This window comes from Mesorhizobium sp. B1-1-6, from assembly GCF_006443035.1.
Classification (GTDB): Bacteria; Pseudomonadota; Alphaproteobacteria; order Rhizobiales; family Rhizobiaceae; genus Mesorhizobium.
In genome coordinates this window covers 239,105-257,923 of record NZ_VFWR01000007.1, presented here as the reverse complement: position 1 = coordinate 257,923, position 18,819 = coordinate 239,105, and the positions used below count along the sequence as shown (strand labels likewise).

Annotated in this window: 19 protein-coding genes; 9 read left to right on the top strand and 10 right to left on the bottom strand. The window is 64.5% G+C overall.

Features of this window, described 5'->3' with window-relative positions; translation table 11 throughout:
- Positions 1–10: 10 nt before the first annotated feature.
- The 4 genes from FJ979_RS16415 to FJ979_RS16400 all read right to left on the bottom strand — a co-directional run bounded on the left by FJ979_RS16415 (position 11) and on the right by FJ979_RS16400 (position 3,749).
- Positions 11–1,156 carry a hypothetical protein gene (locus tag FJ979_RS16415; protein ID WP_140561414.1) on the bottom strand — a complete coding sequence of 382 codons (1,146 nt, stop codon included), beginning with the start codon at positions 1,154–1,156 and terminating at the stop codon, positions 11–13.
- Between the two features lie 40 nt (positions 1,157–1,196).
- A complete protein-coding gene (locus tag FJ979_RS16410) occupies positions 1,197–2,285 on the bottom strand; it encodes a hypothetical protein (RefSeq protein WP_140496064.1) in 1,089 nt (362 codons plus the stop codon).
- 326 nt (positions 2,286–2,611) lie between these two features.
- On the bottom strand, positions 2,612–3,001 hold the full coding sequence (locus FJ979_RS16405) for a cytochrome c family protein (RefSeq protein WP_140496063.1): 390 nt from the start codon (positions 2,999–3,001) through the stop codon (positions 2,612–2,614).
- A 136-nt stretch (positions 3,002–3,137) separates the two neighbouring features.
- On the bottom strand, positions 3,138–3,749 hold the full coding sequence (locus FJ979_RS16400) for a thymidine kinase (protein ID WP_140516940.1): 612 nt from the start codon (positions 3,747–3,749) through the stop codon (positions 3,138–3,140).
- A gap of 75 nt (positions 3,750–3,824) precedes the next feature.
- Between FJ979_RS16400 and FJ979_RS33345 the strand changes: the two genes are divergently transcribed.
- The 4 genes from FJ979_RS33345 (at position 3,825) to choV (ending at position 7,095) form a co-directional block, all read left to right on the top strand.
- Positions 3,825–3,950, top strand: a complete 126-nt coding sequence (locus FJ979_RS33345) for a hypothetical protein (RefSeq protein ID WP_263483040.1) — start codon at positions 3,825–3,827, stop codon at positions 3,948–3,950.
- A 37-nt stretch (positions 3,951–3,987) separates the two neighbouring features.
- Positions 3,988–4,923 (top strand): choline ABC transporter substrate-binding protein, encoded by a 936-nt coding sequence (locus tag FJ979_RS16395; protein WP_140582168.1) that lies wholly within the window; start codon positions 3,988–3,990, stop codon positions 4,921–4,923.
- Between the two features lie 139 nt (positions 4,924–5,062).
- On the top strand, positions 5,063–5,917 hold the full coding sequence (choW, locus tag FJ979_RS16390) for a choline ABC transporter permease subunit (RefSeq protein WP_140516938.1): 855 nt from the start codon (positions 5,063–5,065) through the stop codon (positions 5,915–5,917).
- Complete coding sequence (gene choV, locus FJ979_RS16385; RefSeq protein WP_140496059.1) at positions 5,914–7,095, top strand: choline ABC transporter ATP-binding protein; 1,182 nt, start codon at positions 5,914–5,916, stop codon at positions 7,093–7,095. The genes choW and choV overlap by 4 nt, the downstream gene beginning before the upstream one ends.
- 15 nt (positions 7,096–7,110) lie before the next feature.
- On the opposite strand, the gene FJ979_RS16380 is transcribed toward choV, so the two are convergent.
- Entirely contained in the window at positions 7,111–8,520 is a 1,410-nt protein-coding gene (locus FJ979_RS16380; protein WP_140561410.1) for an ATP-binding protein, read from the bottom strand.
- A complete protein-coding gene (locus FJ979_RS16375) occupies positions 8,517–9,233 on the bottom strand; it encodes a response regulator transcription factor (protein WP_140582166.1) in 717 nt (238 codons plus the stop codon). Before FJ979_RS16375 ends, FJ979_RS16380 begins: the two co-directional genes overlap by 4 nt.
- 280 nt (positions 9,234–9,513) lie before the next feature.
- Here FJ979_RS16375 and FJ979_RS16370 point away from each other — a divergent pair, with 280 nt between their 5' ends.
- The 4 genes from FJ979_RS16370 (at position 9,514) to clpS (ending at position 11,029) form a co-directional block, all read left to right on the top strand.
- The gene (locus FJ979_RS16370; RefSeq protein WP_140556114.1) at positions 9,514–9,816 is read left to right on the top strand and encodes a hypothetical protein; all 303 of its coding nucleotides are present in this window, start codon (positions 9,514–9,516) and stop codon (positions 9,814–9,816) included.
- 38 nt (positions 9,817–9,854) lie between these two features.
- Positions 9,855–10,088, top strand: coding sequence for a hypothetical protein (locus tag FJ979_RS16365; protein ID WP_140496055.1), 234 nt, complete (start codon positions 9,855–9,857; stop codon positions 10,086–10,088).
- Between the two features lie 211 nt (positions 10,089–10,299).
- The gene (locus tag FJ979_RS16360; protein WP_140496054.1) at positions 10,300–10,623 is read left to right on the top strand and encodes a hypothetical protein; all 324 of its coding nucleotides are present in this window, start codon (positions 10,300–10,302) and stop codon (positions 10,621–10,623) included.
- Between the two features lie 100 nt (positions 10,624–10,723).
- Entirely contained in the window at positions 10,724–11,029 is a 306-nt protein-coding gene (clpS, locus tag FJ979_RS16355) for an ATP-dependent Clp protease adapter ClpS (RefSeq protein ID WP_140496053.1), read from the top strand.
- 46 nt (positions 11,030–11,075) lie between these two features.
- Here clpS and FJ979_RS16350 read toward each other — a convergent pair whose 3' ends face one another.
- From FJ979_RS16350 to FJ979_RS16335, 4 genes are all read right to left on the bottom strand, one after another.
- Positions 11,076–13,154, bottom strand: a complete 2,079-nt coding sequence (locus tag FJ979_RS16350) for a hypothetical protein (protein WP_140582163.1) — start codon at positions 13,152–13,154, stop codon at positions 11,076–11,078.
- Between the two features lie 63 nt (positions 13,155–13,217).
- Complete coding sequence (locus FJ979_RS16345) at positions 13,218–16,040, bottom strand: DUF4159 domain-containing protein (RefSeq protein WP_140496051.1); 2,823 nt, start codon at positions 16,038–16,040, stop codon at positions 13,218–13,220.
- Positions 16,037–17,050: a DUF58 domain-containing protein gene (locus FJ979_RS16340; protein WP_140516930.1), complete on the bottom strand. Its 1,014-nt coding sequence runs from the start codon at positions 17,048–17,050 to the stop codon at positions 16,037–16,039. The genes FJ979_RS16345 and FJ979_RS16340 overlap by 4 nt, the downstream gene beginning before the upstream one ends.
- Positions 17,050–18,054 (bottom strand): MoxR family ATPase, encoded by a 1,005-nt coding sequence (locus FJ979_RS16335; protein WP_140496049.1) that lies wholly within the window; start codon positions 18,052–18,054, stop codon positions 17,050–17,052. Before FJ979_RS16335 ends, FJ979_RS16340 begins: the two co-directional genes overlap by 1 nt.
- A gap of 135 nt (positions 18,055–18,189) precedes the next feature.
- Here FJ979_RS16335 and FJ979_RS16330 point away from each other — a divergent pair, with 135 nt between their 5' ends.
- Positions 18,190–18,819, top strand: a complete 630-nt coding sequence (locus FJ979_RS16330; protein WP_140517010.1) for a DUF1285 domain-containing protein — start codon at positions 18,190–18,192, stop codon at positions 18,817–18,819.

Sequence of the window (18,819 nt, the reverse complement as noted above, 5' to 3'; positions counted from 1 at the left end):
GGTGTGACGGTCAGACGTCCGAGATGACCTGTCCGTTGGACAGGATGTGGACCTTGTATCCGGAAAAGATCTTCTGCGCTTCGCCGGCGGCATAGAGTGCCTGGTATGCCTCGTGCGGGATCAACGCGTGGGTTTCGTAGCTCGACACGCCCTGGCGCGCGGCCTCGAGGTCGTCGGTGTTGATGAAGAACTCCTGCGTCGTCTTCTCGCTCGAAAACAGCCCCCTGCGGCCGGGTTTTTCGCCCTTGGAGTAGACCTCCTGGATGGTCCAGGTCAGCAGCCAGGCGTTCTCCGGCTTGCGCACCTTGGCCAGAACCTCGGTCACCGTAGAATTGTTGTCGGTGATCCCGGCCGAATAGAAGGGGCCGAGCACGACGCGCCGAAGCTGCTTGGGGTGCAGCGGCTCGAAATCCTTGTCGAGGTTGACGGCGATCGTTGCCGGCGACAGCGTATAGGCCGAGTTCTTCTCGGTGAAATCGTCGAAGCGATGGGCAAGCTCGGGATTGAGCAGGCCATCGACTGGCAATGGAATGTCGATCTGGTCGTTGAGCTTGCCATTGCGGTCGACGAGCTGGCGGATCATGTCTTCGGAGGAATCTTCCACCGTCACCATGTAGACCAGCGGCAGGTTGGCGCTGCCGTCGAAGGTCGCCCAATGGACGAGGTAGTAGGGCCGCGCCGTCTTCGGATTGACGGAAACCTTGGCCGTCTGCGCCAGGGTGAAGGGGCCGAAGGTCTGCTCGCTCTTGACGTCCTCGAGATAAAGCCTCTCGGCCATCGACTTCTGCAGCGCTTGGGGGAATTCCTTGTGGCGCAGGATGAAGTCGGCCATCTCCTCGCGCAATTCGTCGGCCAGCGGGATGTTGGCGAGCCGCGTGTCAGCCTGGCGGCGGTCGTTTTCGAGCTCAAGCAGGTTCTGGAACACCGGGAATCCGCTTTCGGCGCGCGAAATGCGGAACGTGTCCATGAAGCCCAGCCGGTTGCGCCAGCAGGAGAACGACTTGTCGAGCCGGGCGATGTATTCCGCGACGATCTTGGCGACGATGCCGTGCCGGTAGAGCGGCGAGCGATCGTCGCGCATGAACACTTCCAGCCCGCTGAGCGCTGCCGTGATTGCCGAGAAATACCGCGCCGCCGCGTCGTTTTCGGAGGTCATGCTATTGGCCATGGCATTGTCGCACCGGTGCGGGCGGCAATTACGACTGCACGTAATTGGCCGAATTGTGCTTCTTCAGCACTTCGTCGAAACGGCGGGCGAAGGCGTCGTCGGCCAGCTTCTTGCGGCGCTGGATGTCGGCGGTGGCCACCATGTTCTTCTCGTGCATCTCGAGCAGGTCGCCAATGTGCTTCTGCGAGGCGGCACCAATGCCGGCCATGGTCTCCTCGGCGGTGTTGTCGACCTGGCTGCCCAGCGTGTTGATCTTGTGGGCGACGTCCTGCTGGGCCGCGGTCTTCAGCGAATCCTCCAGCGCCTTGTAGAGAACGATGCGCTGCTCGGTGTCGATGGTCAGCTTGTTGATCAGGGTCGACTGTGCGGCGATCTGGTTGTTGAGCGAATCGACGAAGGTCTGGAACATCGAGGTGTAGCGCTCCAGCGTCTGGCTCTCGGCCAGCAACTCCTGTTCCTTGGCCTGCTTCTCATTGTATTCCGTGGCGAGCTTGGAACGTTCGCCCTCGAGTTGCGTGCGTTCCTTCTGGCTGGTGGAGGCCGCGATCTTGTTTTCGATGTCGAGCAGCATCGGATTGAGCTCCTCGATGCGCTTCTGCACGGTTTCCAGGTTGGACATGGTGGCCTTGCGGCGCTCGATAACCTGCGACAGGCTGGTCTCGGAGGTTTTGTAGCGCTGGTCGAGGACTTCTTTCTGCGCCTTCAATATGCCGACGATGGTGTCGGACTTGGCCAGCAATTCCTGCAGGTTGCCGGCCAGTGACATGTTGCGGACGCGGTCGGTGCGCAGACGCTGCTTGCGTTGGCTGGAGAAGATGCCGATGAAGTTTTCCCAGCCGGTGTAGTTCTTCATGCTCTCGAACTCGGCGCCGAAAACGTTGGTGGCGTCCTCCAGCCCGATGATCAGGTCGGCAATATTGCCTTCCATCACCTTCTGCTGCTTCAGCACGTCTTCGATGCGGGCGTTCTCGATATCGAAATTGGCGTCGCCGATCTTCTTGTCGGCGGTGGCAAGTTTGTCGAGCACGGCGCCGGACTGGTCTATCTTGGTGCGCATGTCCTGGACGACCTGCTTGGTCCTGGCAATTTCGGCATCGAAATTCTGCAATGTCGCCATAAGGGCCTCCCGCTCCGGCATCAGGTCGCTGATTGCGAACAGCGGCGAATATATGTGGGGCTTCAGGGGATTGAAAGACGTGAAGACAGGGGCGCTTCGAAAACAAAAACCTTGCCCACGCCCTTGAAACGCAATCGATCCGCGATCATGGCGAAAGGATCGTTTGGAATACGCGTGGTTCAACTGTCGTTGAACTTCAACGTCGGCGGATGTCGGCCAGGCATTCAGTCCCCCGCTGCCACGAATGCCTGAAATCCGACGGAGCATCGAGCGCGGTGAGGACGGTGGCAGCTCGGCGTCCATCGCGGGGACGGAATAATCCTGGCTCAGGGCTTGGGATCGGCCTTCAGATAAGCGATGACATTGGCGATGTCCTCGTCGTTGTTCAGGCCGGCAAAGGCCATCTTGTTGCCGGGCACTTTTTGCCGCGGCGCCTTCAGATACTCGGCGAGGTTGGCCTCGTCCCAGACGAGACCGGCGGCGCCTGCACTCTTCATCGCTTCGGAGTAATGGCCGAGGAAGCTCTCGGCACTGCCGGCGGCGCGGCCGACGACACCCATCAGATGCGGGCCGACCTTGTCGCGGTCGCTCGCTGCTTCATGGCAGGCCATGCATCGGTTGAAGACCCTCTTGCCCAGTGCCGGATCGCCGCCGGCATGGGCGGCAAGGACGCCGGCAAGCAGAAAGGCTGCGGCAGACGAAGCGGCTCGAAACATGGCTATCCCCGACGAGTTCTGGCTGGAACGAGAGGACGCAGAATAGGACCGGGGCCTTAACAAACGCTGCATCGTGGCGGGATCGCGAAAGCCGATCGATGGCGGCAAGTGTGGCGGCCGTGATGCCACAGCCCGGTCAAGGCGCGACAAAGCCGATGAAATCGTCGGGGGCGGCGCGACCCATTTCTTCTTCCCAATGGCGACGGCAGAGCGAGACATAGACGTCCTTGCCGATCGCCACCTGTTCGCCCTGCCGAGCGACCTTGCCGTCGGGGCCGAGGCGCACCACCATCGTCGCCTTGCGGCCGCAGCGGCAGATGGTGCGCACTTCGCGCAGCTCATCGGCTATGGCCAGCAAGGCGCGCGAGCCGGAAAACAGCTTGCCCTGGAAGTCCGTGCGCAGGCCATAGCACATGACCGGGATGTCGAGCCGGTCGGCGATCCGGGCGAGCTGCCAGACCTGTTCCTCCTCGAGGAACTGCGCCTCGTCGACGAAGACGCAATGCACGGCACCGTGCTGATGATGTTCGGCGACGCGGGCGAACAGGTCGTCGCCGTCACGAAACATCTCGGCTTCCGTTTCCAGTCCGATGCGTGACGAAATCAGGCCGGTGTCGCCCTTGCGGTAGTGGCCGGCGACGAACAGCATCGTCGTCATGCCGCGCTCGCGGTAATTGTACGACGCCTGCAGGAGCATCGTCGTCTTGCCCGCATTCATCGTCGCGTAGTGGAAATACAGTTTGGCCATGGCGCCCTTTTAAGCCCACTTGGCCGGGCCCGGGGAAGGCCCCTGGCAGGCCTTCCACCAAAAAAGCCGGCTCGCATGGAAAAAGCGGCTGACGTGTCGCTGATCGGCCAGCCAGCGCCGTTGATCGTGATTGCCTTAATGCTTGAAACCGCACGAGAATGGTGTTTGGCTGACGAAACAAGGCGGGCACAAAAACCGTGACTTCGCCTCGCCAAAGAATCGAAATGGGAGAAAGTTCATGTCGCGTATGAATTCCTTCGTCGCAGGCCTCGGCCTTGCGGCTTTCTTGTCGACGAGCGCTGCCTTCGCCGGGGATCCGGCTAGCTGCAAGGCGGTACGCCTTTCCGATGTCGGATGGACCGATATCCAGGCGACGACCGGCATCGCCTCGGTGCTGCTCACGGCGCTCGGCTACGAGCCGCAGGTAATCCAGCTGTCGGTGCCGGTGACGATGGCGTCGCTGAAGAACAAGGACCTCGATGTCTTCCTGGGCAACTGGATGCCGTCGATGACCAACGACATCAAGGACTACACGGCCGACGGTTCGGTGGAGACCATCAGCACGAACCTGACCGGCGCCGGCTACGGCATCGTCGTGCCGACCTATGTGGCGGATGCCGGCGTCAAGACACTCACCGACCTCGGCAAGTTCAAGGACAAGTTCGACGGCAAGATCTACGGCATCGAGGCCGGCAATGACGGCAACCGCATCATCCTCGACATGATCAAGAACCCGAAGGATAATCTCGAAGGCTTCGAACTGGTCGAATCCTCGGAGGCCGGCATGCTGACGCAGGCCGAGCAGTCGATGAAGAACAATGAGTGGATCGCCTTCCTCGGCTGGACGCCGCACCCGGTGATGGGCGCCATGAAGATCACCTATCTCGACGGCATGGGCGACAGCGGCTTCGGTGCCGCCACCGTCCACACCAATGTGCGCAAGGGCTACACCACCGAGTGCCCGAACGCCGGCAAGCTCATTGCCAACCTCAAGTTCAACCTGGACATGGAAGGCCAGTTGATGGACGCCATCCTCAAGGGCGGCGACGCCCAGACTGTCGCCACCGACTGGCTGAAGAAAAATCCGGATGCCGTGACACCCTGGATCGCCGGCGTGACCACCTTCGACGGCGGCGATGCGGCAGCGGCCATCAAGACCGCACTGGGGGGCTGAGCCGACTGACTTCGGCATGCACGCGTGAGAACAAAAGGGCAGCCACTGGAAAAGGCTGCCCTTTTTCATATGCTGTGAGAAGATGACGTGACGACAGCGGACACCGCGGCAAAGCGATGCCGGTAGGAGAGGGGGCAAGATGGATCCGATTTCCAAATTCCTGGTCAGCTACAAGATTCCCATCGGCCCATGGGGCAAGGCGTTCTTCGGGTTCCTCACCGACAATTTCGACAACGTCTTCAGGGCCTTTTCCAACGGCCTGAACTTCATCCTCGACGGCCTGGTCGACCTCCTGCTGGTGGTGCCGCCGGTGCTGCTGGCGCTCATCATCGCCATCATCGCCTGGCTGCTGCAGCGTTCGCGCCCGCTCGCGATCGGCGTCTTCCTCGGGCTGATCTTCATCATCAACCAGAACCTGTGGAAACAGACGGTGCAGACGCTGGTGCTGGTCGTGGCCGCCGCCGCCATGGCAATGGCCATCGGCGTGCCGCTCGGCATCTGGGCGGCGCACAAGCCGAAGGTCTACCGCTTCATGCTGCCGGTGCTCGACCTGATGCAGACGCTGCCGACCTTCGTCTACCTGATCCCGGTGCTGACCCTGTTCGGCCTTGGCAACGCGCCCGGCCTCATCGTCACCATCATCTTCGTCATCCCGACCGCGGTCCGGCTCACGCATCTCGGCGTCGTCTCGGTGCCCAAATCGATCATCGAGGCCGGCGAGGCCTTCGGCGCCACCAGGAGCCAGCTGCTGTGGAAGGTCGAGCTGCCCTCGGCGCTGCCCACCATCATGGCGGGCCTGACCCAGTCGATCATGCTGTCGCTGTCGATGGTGGTGTTCGCGGCGCTGATCGGCGCCGGCGGGCTCGGCACCGAGATCAACCGCGCGCTCGGTTCGCGCCGCATCGATCTCGGCCTCGAGGCCGGGCTCGCCATTGTCGTGCTCGCCATCGTGCTCGACCGCATGACCCGCATTGGCGTTGGAGGCAAGAAATGACCGTCGCCGTCGATTTCAGGAACGTCGATATCGTCTTCGGCGCCGACCAGGCGGGTTCGCTGGCGCTGATCGACAAGGGTGCGACGCGCGCCGAGATCCTCGAGCAGACCGGCAATGTGCTCGGTTGTGCCGGGGCCAGCCTTACCGTGCATGAGGGCGAGATTTCCGTCCTCATGGGTCTGTCCGGCTCGGGCAAGTCGACACTGCTGAGAGCGGTCAATCGCCTGAACGTCGTCTCGCGCGGCCAGGTTCTGGTCAAGGATGGCGACCGCACCGTCGATGTCGTCACCTGCGACGAGGCTACCTTGCGGCGCCTGCGGCAGAAGCAGGTTGCCATGGTGTTCCAGCAGTTCGGCCTGCTGCCGTGGCGGACGGTGGAAGAGAATGTCGGGCTTGGCCTCGAACTTGCCGGCGTGCCGGACGCCGAGCGCAAGGAGCGCGTGCACAGGCAGCTCAAGCTGGTCAATCTCGAGCAGTGGTCGAAGAAATACGCGCATGAGCTTTCGGGTGGCATGCAGCAGCGCGTCGGGTTGGCGCGCGCCTTCGCCACCGAGGCGCCGATCCTTCTGATGGACGAGCCGTTCTCGGCGCTCGACCCGCTGATCCGCACCAAGCTGCAAGACGAGTTGCTGCAGCTGCAGGCCGAACTGAAGAAGACCATCATCTTCGTCAGCCACGACCTCGAGGAAGCGCTGAAGATCGGCAGCCACATCACAATCATGGAGGGCGGACGCATCGTGCAGACCGGCGCGGCGGAGGACATCGTGCTCAAGCCCGCTAACGATTATGTCCGCGACTTCATCGCCAATGTGAATCCGCTGTCGGTGCTCACCGCCTGGAACGTGATGCGCGACCGCCGCGATCTCGAACAGGGCAAGGACGGCTGGGTGTGGCTCGACCGGCGCAAGACGACGCGCTTCAAGATCGACGACCATGGCCTCGTGGCGGCGGCTGAGCGTGACGGCAAGCCGGCGGTATGGGTGTCCTGCGCCGAGGTCGAAGGCCAGCCCGAGGAAGCGGCCCAGGTGTTCTGGGCCAATCCCGGAACGTCGCTGAAGACCGTGATGCTGGCCATGCACCGGTCGCAGACTGCGCCCGTGGCGCTGTTCGATGACCAGTCGCGCTTCGTCGGCGCGATCGGCATCAGGGACGTGCTGAGCGCGGTGCTGCGGCGGTAATCCCTCAGTCGCGTCTCAAGTCGCCAGCGGCAGGCGCAGCTCCGTCAGCAGGCCGCCGTCCGGATGGTTGGACAGGCGGATCTCGCCGCCGGCGGCACGCGCGATGTTGCGGGCGATGGTGAGGCCGAGGCCGAGGCCGCCGGTCTGGCGGTTGCGGGACTGTTCCAGGCGCACGAAAGATCCGAACACGGCGTCGATCTGGGCTTGCGGAATACCCGGCCCCTCGTCGCGTATGGCCAGCGTGATCATGTCGCCCGACCGGTACAGGCTGAGATGCGCCTTCTTGCCGTAGGTGACTGCATTTTGCACAAGATTGGTGACGCAGCGCTTGAGCGCGACCGGTCGCGCCATGCAGATCAGGCCGCGCGAGCGCGTATCATCATTGTCGAAGGAGACCTCGGCGTAGCCGTCGGCGATCGATTCCACCAGCGACCAAAAGTCAATGCGCTCGCTCTTTTCCTCGTTCACCTCGAAAGTGGCGAAGTCGATGACCGAACTGGCGATGCTCTCGACATCGGCGAGATCGTGCGCCAGCGCCTCGCGAACCGCCGACTTGCGCAACAGTTCCAGGCGCAGCCGCATCCTGGTCATCGGCGTGCGCAGGTCGTGCGCCAGCGCGGCGGCCAGGTGCTCACGGTCCTCGACATATTCACGCAATCTCGCCTGCATGGCGTTGATCGCCTTGGCGGCGGCACGCACCTCGCGGCTGCCGCTTTCGGCGATCGGCGGGCTCTTGAGGTCATTGCCGATCCGGTTCACGGCGGTTTCCATCATCCGGTAGGGCGCGGTCAGCCGGCGCAGCGACCAGATCGACATGATCACCACCAGCCCCGCTATCAGCGAATAGAGCGGCAGGCTGTCGAAGCTCAGGATCGGGCCGACCGGCGTGATCGGCTCGGTGAAGTTCAGCCATTGGCCGTCGGCGAAGCGCAGCGAGGCGGTCAGCTTGTCACTCTGGGCGAAATTCGCCGCCAGCACCAGGAGATCGCGTTCCACCTGGCCGACGTCCCTGTTCATGACCTCGCCACCGGGGCTGTCGGATTCCTGCGTCGCCGGATCGCGCCGGACGCGCGCGTCGGTGACGCCGAACTTCGACAGCCGTCCAACGAGAATGTCTTCCAGCTCGGCGAGTTCATCGTCGCCGGCGATCGACGAGGTGACCGCGGGGCTGTCTGAAACCGTGAGAGCGTAGGTGGCGTTGAACAGGCCGGATGCGGTCGCCTTGCGCTCCTCGGGCGTGGCGGCATGCATCAGCTGCACCAGCGAATAGGCGCGGTCGTTGAGGCGGTAGAGATCGACCACGTCATTGGCGGCCGCGCGGTCGCGCGACACGATGTAGAGCGTCGCGACCTGACTGATCAACAGGCCGGCAATGACGATCAGCAGCACCCAGACAGGCAGGGTCTGCGGCAGGAAACGTCTCATTCGGAATTCGTTTCGGGGAGGAACTGATAGCCGCCGCTGCGGACCGTCAGGATCAGCTTGGGCGTCTTGGGATCATCTTCCATCTTGCGCCGCAGCCGGCTGACCAGGATGTCGATGCTGCGGTCGAAGGAATAATCGCTGTCGCCGCCGGAGAGTTCGATGAGCTGGTCGCGGGTCAGCACGCGCTGTGCGCTCTTGACGAAGGTCTGCAACAGGTTGAACTCCGCCATGGTCAGTTCGACCCTGACATCGTCGGGCGCGGTCAGCCGGCGCCGCGAACAATCCATCGTCCAGCCGGCGAAGCGGTAGATCTGCTTCGATGTGGCGCGCTTGGGCTCGGGGGCGCCGTTGCGCCGCAGCACGGCGCGTATGCGGGCCAGCAATTCGCGGGGGTCGAAAGGTTTGGGCACATAGTCGTCGGCGCCCATCTCGAGGCCAACCACGCGGTCTGTCGTCTCGGTGACGGCGGTCAACATGATGATCGGCGTCGAATACTGGGCCCGGATGTCACGGCACAGTTCCAGCCCGCTCCTGCCGGGCAGCATGACGTCGAGCACGATGAGATCGACCTGTGCACGGCGCAGGATCGTTTCCATCTCGGTGCCGTCGGCGGCAACCGATGTGTGCAGACCGCGCTTTTGGAAGAACTCCTGCAGCAGGTCGCGAATGCCCTTGTCGTCGTCGACGATCAGTATGTGTGCGTCGGATTTCACGGGGATCCTGTCTTCGTTGACCTGCCAAGCCGGCAGGCGGCCACCCACACGATAGAATTCGGGCCATATGTTGGCCAGTGCCTTGGATTTCAAGGCAAGGTAAATCTGGCAATCTCCACACTGAATGCGCTGGAAGCCTCCCGCCGGGGCGCACAGACACAATCCAGAAACAAAATTCTACAATCGGGAAAAACTCCTGAAAAACTAGGCCGGCATAACGGTGCCGTGGCGGTCAGGTCATTTGGCCGCGACGCAAGTCTCCGGGTTCACGGATTAACCGATGCCAAGGTTGTCGATCAGTTTGTTGGGTGCGTTGATGGGCATTTCGCTCGTCACAGCCGCTGCTGGACAATCGGATGCAAAAGTGACGCCCACCACCCGGACCGAGCGGTGTGCCAATCTCAGCCACCAATTCGACGAAGCCCTCGAAACCCATGCCACGGCAACGCAGGTCACCGCGGCAAAGGCACTTCAGAGAAAGGGCAACCGGTACTGCGCCGCCAAGAAACAGGCACAGGGCATCCGGATGCTCGCCAACGCTTTGAAGTTGCTGGGGGTGACACCGAACGACCCGGTTCAGTGACACTCGAAACCCGACCCGCATGAAAAGGAAATGAAGCCATGAAAAAGTCCATCCTCTCCGCCACCGGTCTCGCCGTTGCTCTTGCCTTCGCCATGCCGGCTCTCGGCAACGCTGCTGCCACCACGACCGCCGCTCCGGCTGCTTCCTCGACGACCACCGCTCCGGCGACCACGACCGCCAAGCCTCCGGTGAAGAAGGTCGTTGCCAAGAAGCACAAGAAGGCGAAGAAGACTGTCAAGAAGACCGACAAGAAGGTCGCTCCGAAGGCTTAATCCAGATCGGGCACACTGCCTGCCTTATGACAAGGCCGCTCCAGTCGCGTTTTGCTGGAGCGGCCTTCTTCCTGTCCGAAAAAGCCGAAGGCCGTGTATCGGCAGTGAAGCGAACGGACAGGTCCGAACGATGTGGCCGAAGCCGGCGCCGGCGGCTTTGTCTCGATCGGCCTTAACCCGATTGCAAGGCCGGCGCCGTAGGACAATCCGCATGAAGAGGCGGCTTTCGTCCATTCTGCGCTCGATCGTGTTCGGCAGCCTGGTCGCCACCGGCGCCGCCCGGCTTATGATCCTGTTCACCGCCAGTCCCGTGCCGGATCCGGCCAGCGGCCGCACCGAGCCGTCACTGTTCGCGCCTGTGATTTCCACCGACTGGGATTACATCACGCCCGCGCAGACCTGGCTGCTCATCGCACTTGCCAGCGTGACGCTGATCTGCGTCGTCGCCTGGCCGGTCGCATCCTGGATGGAACGCCGGTCGGATGCTGCCGGAAACTTGCCCTCCCGGAGCGGCTTCGGCCGCCAGGGCCGTTGAACCGCGGGCCGCACTTCCCACATAGCTCTGTGATTGGACGCTCGCTTTCGCCCGTGCGAAAATAGGGGCGTAGCCGAGGCTCGCGCAATTGCCGGTTCCCATGCCTGAAATCACGACAAAACCCCGTACGCAGACCCTACCCAAGACCGAGCGGCCGAAGCTCTACAAGGTCATCCTGCTCAATGACGATTTCACGCCGCGTGAATTCGTGGTGACGGTGCTGAAGGGCGAGTTCAAGCTCAGCGAAGACCAGGCGCATCGGGTGATGATCACGGCGCATCGGCGCGGCGTCTGCGTCGTCGCCGTCTTCACCAAGGACGTCGCCGAGACAAAGGCGACACGGGCCACCGACGCCGGCAAGGCCAAGGGCTATCCGCTGATGTTCACGACGGAGCCGGAAGAGTAGAGCAGGTTTCTTCCCTTCTCCCACAAGGGGAGGAGGGAAAATGCTCCTATCGTCCTTCGCGGTACCACATCGAACCCATCGCCAGCAGCAGCAGGCCGAGGCCGAGAAAGCCGCCGAACAGCGGAACGCGCGAGACCGCCTTGAGCACGCTGTCGTCGGTGGTGCGCAGGCCGATCCAGTCGGCGCCGGACGCTTCTCCCGAGGACCGTACGGGGACGATCGAGGGCAAGGTCACGTCGCCGCCTCCAAGGGTCGATCCCGCAAGCCTGCGAACGCTGCCGCCGGTGGCTTCGGCGGGAGCCTTCAGCCGGTCCTGCGTGGAAACGACGTCGGCGAATTCGGGTGCGTTGACCGGCCCGACATGGGCGAGCGCGGTAAGGTCGCCATTGCCGACCTGGTAAAGGCCGATCTCGGAGGTCTGGGCGCTGCCCAGGAAGACACCGGGTTCGGATTTCTCGAGCTTGACGGTAATGGTCTTGCCGGAGGGCGTAATGATCTGGGCCGGGCCGGGGTCGTCGGCCATGGTCTGGCGGCGGATTTCCAGCACCATGCCGCGCCCGTCGGCGGTCAGCCGTTCCTCCTCGAGCTCTGGCTCCTTCATCAGCCAGTGGGCGATGCGGCGGTAGAGCTGGACATGCGGGCCGCCGCCTTCGAAGCCGCGCGCCCACAGCCAGCCCTGGTCGGACAGAAGCATGCCGACGCGGCCTTCTCCCTTGCGGTCGAGCAGGAGCAGCGGCCGGTTGTCGGCCCCCTTCATCACCACCTCGCCTTCGGGATTCTGCACGCCTATGGTGCGGAACCAGCGGCTCCAGTGCGGCGGCTCGCTGGCAGAACCGTCGAGACCGCGCGTCACCGGATGGCGCTGGCCGATGTCGGTGAGGCGTGGGTAGAACGCCTTGTCGACGACCTCGCCGGTCGGCATCGCCGGCAGCGCCGACATCAGCGGCGTGCGCGCGATCGAGCTTTCACCGGCATATTCGGGTCCGGCCGCAATCAGCAGCGCGCCGCCTTTTTCGACATATTCGGAGATGTAGTCGTAATAGAGGATCGGCAGCACGTCGCGGTGCTGGTAGCGGTCGAAGATGATCAGGTCGAAATCCTTGATCTTCTCGACGAACAGTTCCCGCGTCGGGAAGGCGATCAGCGACAATTCATTGATCGGCGTGCCGTCCTGCTTCTCCGGTGGCCGCAGGATGGTGAAATGGACGAGATCGACCGAGGCGTCGGATTTCAACAGATTGCGCCAGGTGCGCTCGCCCGCATGCGGCTCGCCGGAGACGAGCAGCACGCGCAGGTTCTCGCGAATGCCGTCGACCAGCGCGATGGCACGGTTGTTGGTGTCGGTGAGCTCGCCCGGCTCGCGATCGATGGCGAGTTCGATGATGTTGCGCCCGGCGCTGGGAATGGTCACGTGGAGCGGCATGGCCTGGCCGACGGTGGCATGCTCGACCGCGACCTGCTCGCCATTGACCGAAACGCGCACATCGACCGGCCCGGTCTCGTTGCTGGTTGAAATGACGCGATAGGTCATATCGAGCGGCTTGCCGACGAGGGCGAAGCGGGGCGCGTTCTCGAAACGTATGCGGCGATCCTTCTCGTGGTCGTTGCCGGTGATCAAGGCGTGCAGCGGGGCATTGAAATCAGGCGCGCCGGCGGGTGCGTCATGCACTTCGCCATCGGTGATCATGACGGCGCCGCCGATGCGCGAGGGCGGCACGTCGCGGAAGGCGTTTTCGAGCGCGCCGAACAGCCGCGTTTCCGTGCGTTCCTCGGCGGCTTCCGACTTGCCGGCCTCGACGACGCGGACGTCGAACTGCTTGAAGCGGCCGAGGCGCTGCTCAAGCCCAGCCAGCGCCTCGTCGGTCTGTTTGGTCCGTTCACCGATGTCCTGGCTCTGGCTGCGGTCGACGATCAGGGCAACCACGCTTTGCTGCGGCTCGCGCTCCTCGTTGAGGAACACCGGATTGAAGAGAGCGGCGGCGAGCGCCAGCAATGCGACGAGGCGCAGGACCGCGCCGCGCTGGCGAAACCACAGGCCCACGGCCGCGAGCAGGGCCAGCGGCACCAGCACAAGGGCCAGCAGCGGCCAGGAGATCAGCGGTTCGAAGGAGATCGACCAGTTCACGTCTTACCCTCCCCCTTGCAGGGAGGGCCGATCCGCGGGGCGGGCGCAAGAAGGAGCGTCATCTTACTGGCCCAACCGTTCAAGCAATATGGGCACGTGCACCTGGTCGGATTTGTAGTTGCCGGTCAGCATGTACATCATGATGTTGACCCCGGCGCGCAACGCATAGATGCGCTGCATCGGGTCGTTGGGCACGGTCGGCAGCAGCGGGTCGCCATTCTCGTCGACGGCCCAGGCGCCAGCAAAATCATTGGCGGTGATCATGATCGGCGAGACGCCGTCACCGGTACGCACCGGCCGGTTTTCGGCATTGCTGGCGTCGAGCGATGCCTCGACCCAGAGCGGGCTGCCGGCGAAGCGGCCAGGGAATTCGGGCAGGATGAAGAAGGATTTGGTCAGAACATGATCCGACGGCACCGGCTCCAGCGGCGGCACGTTGAGGTTGCCGAGGATGTCGCGCAGCCGCTCGGTGGCGGGGCTGGTCGAGTCGGCGCCGATGCCGTTGGCGAACTGGTCGCGCGTGTCGAACAGCACGGTGCCGCCCTGCTGCATATAGGCATCGATACGGGCAATCGCGGCCTGGCTGGGCATGGCTGCGGCCGGATCGATCGGCCAATAGATGAGGGGAAAGAACGAAAGCTCGTCCTTGGAGATGTCGACGCCGGCCGGCGCGCCCGGCTCGAGCGCGGTCTTCTCGATGAGGAAGCGGGTCAGGCCCTCGAGCCCGGCGCGACTGATCGAATCGTCGCCGGGCACGCCAGTCAGCACATAGGCTATCCGGGTCTTGGAGATGTCCTCTATCGCGGCGGTGTCGCCAGGCTTGGCATCGTCGGCGCGCGCGGGGCCGACATGGCCGAACAGCGCGCCGAGCCCGATCAGAATGGCCGCCATGGTGGTTACGGCCGCAGCGCGGCGCGGCCTGCGCGTCAACAGGCCGCCCATCCAGAACACCGCCAGCGTATCGAGCACCATCAGCGCCAGCGCAGCGGCCACCAGCGCGCCCTTCAAATTACGCGATTCGTCAAAGGCATACTGAATTGTGGTGACCGGGACAGTGATTTGCGGGCGCGCCAGCGGCGCAAGCGTGCTTGTCGCATCGAGCAAATTGTGGGCGAAAACGCCGGCTTCCGAGCCATAGAGGCCGGGCGGGTTTTCGAAGGTCACCGGCAGTGTACCGGCGCCCGGCACCAGCGGGCGCGCATCCGGCGTCGGCGGCACCAGCATTCCGTCGGCCGCTATCATGCGGTAGGGCGCCAGCGAGGTGGCGGCGGCTTCGGCATTGGCGATGGCGGCTCCCTGGTTGCGCGACAGCTGCACGATGCGGCGCAGCATCTCGACGAAGCTGCCGGAGATCGGCAGGTTCGACCAGGTTGCTTCGGGCGTGACGTGGAACAGCACGAGCGTGCCCTTGCCCTTCTTCAGGCCGGTGACCAGAGGCGTGCCGTCGGCAAGCGCTGCCCAGGTGCGCTCGACGATATCGGGCGTCGGTTCGGCCAGCACCTGCCTGGAAACGGTCACCTCGGTCGGCGGCGCCAGATCGGCGAAGGGGCCAGCCTTGGGGAATTCGGTGACCGGCTGCGGCGTGGTCCAGGACAATGCGCCGCCGAGCGAGCGTTCGCCGGTGCGCAGACGCACCGGCAGCAGGTCGTCGTCATTGCCGGCGGCGGCCAGCCGCGACCCGGCGAAACGCACCAGGGTGCCGCCCTTTTCAACCCAGTCGACGAGCCTTGGCCTGATCTGTGCGGGAATGGTACCGATATCGGCCATGACGATCATCGCCGGCTTCTGGTCGAGTATCTGCGGAATGGCGTCGGCCAGGTCGGCGCTGGAAGGTTCGACCAGGTCGGCGAAGGGCTGGAGCGCGCGCCTGATATAGTAGAGCGGCGACAGCAGCGGCTGCGCCTGGTCGGCCTCGGCCTGCGACAGGAGTCCGACGCGGCGGCGCTTGGAGCTTTCGTCCAGCACGCGCACCGCGCCCGCCTGACGCTCGCCGTCGAGCGCGATCGAGGCGAAATCGTTGCGCAGCTCGAACGGCACCGCCATGGTGCCGGTGGCGGTGGATTGACCGGGTGCGAAAGTCAGCGTCGCATCGGCGATGCGGCGGCCCTTGTCGTCGAAGGCGCCAGCGGTGACTTGCGCCGGGGCCGCATCGCCGGGCGCGCGGATGGCGGTGAGGGCAAAACCGTCGACGTCGTTCTCGGCGCCTGTCAGGCCGGTCAGCGACATCCGGTCGGCAACGGCCCACACGACGCGGGCGGCGTTTTTGGACAGGAGAGTGTTGAAGGCGGCCTCGTCGCCCTTCGCCGCCAGTCCGTCGGCCAGCACGGCGACGCTGGCGCCCGGCAGGCGCTCCAGGGCGGCGGCGACGCGGGCGTAGACCGCCGGTCGGTCGGTCGGGATCGGCCGCGGCTTTGCCGCGCGCAGGCGGTCGAGCGCCGCGGCCGCATCGAAGGGGCCGATCTCGGCATTAGGTTTTTCGGCGGTGAAGGCGATGATGACCGGCACGCCGTTCGAACCGGCGTCGGCGATCAGCCGCTCGGCGGTTGCGATGCGCTTGTTCCAGTCGGCGGCGCTTGCCCAGCCATTGTCGACGACCAGCGCCAGGGCCGCGCCCTCGGCCGGCAGTTTCTCGCGCGGATTGAAGACCGGTTCGGCAAGGGCGGCGACGATGAGCGCCGCCATCAGCAGCCTGAGCAGCGTCAGCCACCAGGGGCTCTGCTGCGGGGTTTCCTCGCGCTTCAGCACGCGCGCCAGGATCTTCAGCGGCGGAAACACCTCGGTCTGCGGCCTGGGCGGGGTCAGCCTGAGCAGCCACCAGATCACCGGCAGCGCCAAAAGACCCCACAGCAGCATGGGCGCGCCAAAGGAAAGCGGCAGCCAGCTCATGCGACGGCCTTTCCTGGCTGATCGCCACCAGCGATCATGCCGCCACGATCGCCAGCGATGGGCCTGGGCTGATCGCCACCGGCGATCATGCCGACGTGGCCAATAGCGGTCAGCCCGGGCTGACCGCCATCCGTCATCGCCATGTGCAGGCGTACCAGGGCGTCGGAAGCCAGCCGATCGGTGTGGTTGACGGTGAAGCTCCAGCCGAGCCGTTTGCACCAGCTGGCCAGTTCCTGGCGTCGGGCGCCATAGAGCAGGCGATACTCATCGGCCAGCATCTCGGCGCGGCCGGCGGTCAGCTTGTCGCCGCTCTCCGGGTCGGTGAATTCGGTGCGGCCGGCATAGGGGAATGTCTCCTCGGCCGGGTCGGCGACCTCAATCAAATGCGCGCGCACGCCATGGCGGGCGAGCACGTCGAGCCAGGCCATGGTTTCCTCGACCGGGTCGAGGAAATCACTGGCGATGACGATGTCGCAGAAGCGGCGGATGCCGGAGAGATCGGGCTTGGCCGGCAAGTCGCCGGCATGCATGAGCTGGGCGGCGATGCGCTCGGCGCCGTTGCGGGCGGTGAACGGATCGGTAAGGCCGGGCCAGGCGATGCGCTCTCCGCTGCGCGACAGCAGCTCGGCCATGGCCAGCGCCAGCACCAGGCCGCGCGATTGCTTGGAAACGGCGGCACCGGTCGATTTGTAGAGCATGGACGGCGAGGGATCGGCCCACAGCCACACCGTATGGGCCGCCTCCCACTCGCGGTCGCGTACATAGGTGTGGTCGTCGCGGGCCGAGCGGCGCCAGTCGATGCGGGAGGAATCGCCTTCGACATAGGGCCGGAACTGCCAGAAATTCTCGCCGATGCCGCGCTTGCGGCGGCCATGCCAGCCGGCGATCACGGTGTTGACGATGCGGCGCGCCTCGACCAGCAAGTCGGGCACGAGCGAAGCCCGCAACCGGCCGCGGGCGAGCGCATCGCGCGTCGCTGCCGGAGCCTGGAGCTCGCCGATGCGCGCCATCAAATCCCTTTCACGAGCTTGGCCACCACGTCGCGCACGCTGGTGCCTTCGGCGCGGGCGGCGAAGGTCAGCGCCATGCGGTGCTGGAGCACCGGCTCGGCCAGAGCACGCACATCGTCGACCGACGGCGCCAGCCGCCCATCATAGAGCGCGCGCGCCCTCGTGCACAGCATCAGTGCCTGGCTGGCGCGGGGACCCGGGCCCCAGGCGACATGCCTGTCGGTTTCGGCATTGCCCTGGCCGGGGCGCGCCGAGCGCACCAGGGCCAGGATCGCCTCGACCACGCTTTCAGGCACCGGCATGCGGCGGATCAGCGTCTGGATATCCCTCAGCCGCGCCGGCTGCAGCACATTCTGTGCCTTCGCGTCCTCGACGCCGGTGGTTTCCAAAAGGATGCGGCGCTCGGCCTCGAGTTCGGGATAGAGGATGTCGACCTGCATCAAAAAACGGTCGAGCTGTGCCTCGGGCAGCGGATAGGTGCCTTCCTGTTCCAGCGGGTTTTGCGTCGCGAGCACATGGAAAGGCGAGGGCAGGTCGTGGCGGGCACCGGCAATGGTGACGTGATACTCCTGCATGGCCTGCAGCAGCGCCGACTGGGTGCGCGGCGAGGCGCGGTTGATCTCGTCGGCCATCAGCAACTGCGCGAAGATCGGCCCGGAAATGAAGCGGAAGGAGCGCTTGCCGAATTCGTCCTGCTCCATCACCTCGGAGCCGAGAATGTCCGAGGGCATCAGGTCGGGGGTGAATTGGATGCGGCGCGAATCGAGGCCGAGCACGATGCCCAGCGTCTCGACCAGCTTGGTCTTGGCGAGGCCCGGCACGCCGACCAGCAGCGCGTGGCCGCCGGCCAGAAGCGCCACCAGAGCGCGTTCGACGACACTTTCCTGGCCGAAGATGATGCGACCGACCCCGTCGCGGACCCTAGAAATGTCGGCCAGCGCCTTCTCGGCCTCGGCGATCATGTCTTTTTCGCTGATCGGGCTTTCCTTGACCATCACGCTCATGCAGCATCGATCCTTGTGGTTGGAAATACCAGCTTGACGCAGAATGCCGCGATTCGGCTCCGTCTGGCGCCTGCCTTCAAATTTAAATCACAGAGTTAGGCTGACAAGCGCAACAACAGTGACTATTTCGTGACGATGGCAGAGGGCTCCGAACAAAGACAGCAAAGCCTGGCGGCCGCGACCGAGGCGCGCGGCCTCGAGGCGCTGATCTCGCGTGCGGCCCGCGCCGGCAAGGGGCCGGCCCCGGTGGAGCGCTGGAATCCCGACTTCTGCGGCGATTTGGATATGGAAATCAAGGCTGACGGCACCTGGTTCTATCTCGGCACGCCGATCGGCCGCATGCCGCTGGTACAGCTTTTTTCCTCGGTGCTGCGCAAGGACGCGGACGGCAGGACCTATCTGGTGACGCCGGTGGAAAAGGTCGGCATCCGCGTCGCCGACGCACCCTTCATCGCCGTCGAGATGGATGTCTCGGGCAGCGGCGAGGGCCAGATCATCACGTTCCGCACCAATGTCGGCGACGTCGTCGAGGCCGGACCGGAGCGGCCGCTGCGCTTCGTCGACGAGCACGAGACCGGCGGGCTGAAGCCTTATGTGCTGGTGCGCGGGCGGCTGGAGGCGCTGGTGGCGCGGCCGGTGATGTACGAACTGGTCGAGCATGGCGAGGAGATCGAGATCGGCGGCAGGTTGATGTTTGCCGTTCGTTCGAAAGGCCAGGCCTATCCGATCATGCCGGCCGACAGGCTGAGGCAGCTGAGCGCGTGA

Bases quoted from the DNA above. Each gene is read 5' to 3' on its own strand.
- FJ979_RS16410 (WP_140496064.1), bottom strand. From the start codon at position 2,285: ATGGCGACATTGCAGAATTTCGATGCCGAAATTGCCAGGACCAAGCAG.
- FJ979_RS16395 (WP_140582168.1), top strand. From the start codon at position 3,988: ATGTCGCGTATGAATTCCTTCGTCGCAGGCCTCGGCCTTGCGGCTTTC.
- FJ979_RS16335 (WP_140496049.1), bottom strand. From the start codon at position 18,054: ATGAGCGTGATGGTCAAGGAAAGCCCGATCAGCGAAAAAGACATGATC.
- clpS (WP_140496053.1), top strand. From the start codon at position 10,724: ATGCCTGAAATCACGACAAAACCCCGTACGCAGACCCTACCCAAGACC.
- choV (WP_140496059.1), top strand. From the start codon at position 5,914: ATGACCGTCGCCGTCGATTTCAGGAACGTCGATATCGTCTTCGGCGCC.
- FJ979_RS16360 (WP_140496054.1), top strand. From the start codon at position 10,300: ATGAAGAGGCGGCTTTCGTCCATTCTGCGCTCGATCGTGTTCGGCAGC.
- FJ979_RS16400 (WP_140516940.1), bottom strand. From the start codon at position 3,749: ATGGCCAAACTGTATTTCCACTACGCGACGATGAATGCGGGCAAGACG.
- FJ979_RS16345 (WP_140496051.1), bottom strand. From the start codon at position 16,040: ATGAGCTGGCTGCCGCTTTCCTTTGGCGCGCCCATGCTGCTGTGGGGT.
- FJ979_RS16365 (WP_140496055.1), top strand. From the start codon at position 9,855: ATGAAAAAGTCCATCCTCTCCGCCACCGGTCTCGCCGTTGCTCTTGCC.
- FJ979_RS16415 (WP_140561414.1), bottom strand. From the start codon at position 1,156: ATGACCTCCGAAAACGACGCGGCGGCGCGGTATTTCTCGGCAATCACG.
- FJ979_RS16330 (WP_140517010.1), top strand. From the start codon at position 18,190: ATGGCAGAGGGCTCCGAACAAAGACAGCAAAGCCTGGCGGCCGCGACC.
- FJ979_RS16380 (WP_140561410.1), bottom strand. From the start codon at position 8,520: ATGAGACGTTTCCTGCCGCAGACCCTGCCTGTCTGGGTGCTGCTGATC.
- choW (WP_140516938.1), top strand. From the start codon at position 5,063: ATGGATCCGATTTCCAAATTCCTGGTCAGCTACAAGATTCCCATCGGC.
- FJ979_RS33345 (WP_263483040.1), top strand. From the start codon at position 3,825: ATGGAAAAAGCGGCTGACGTGTCGCTGATCGGCCAGCCAGCGCCGTTG.
- FJ979_RS16370 (WP_140556114.1), top strand. From the start codon at position 9,514: ATGCCAAGGTTGTCGATCAGTTTGTTGGGTGCGTTGATGGGCATTTCG.
- FJ979_RS16405 (WP_140496063.1), bottom strand. From the start codon at position 3,001: ATGTTTCGAGCCGCTTCGTCTGCCGCAGCCTTTCTGCTTGCCGGCGTC.
- FJ979_RS16340 (WP_140516930.1), bottom strand. From the start codon at position 17,050: ATGGCGCGCATCGGCGAGCTCCAGGCTCCGGCAGCGACGCGCGATGCG.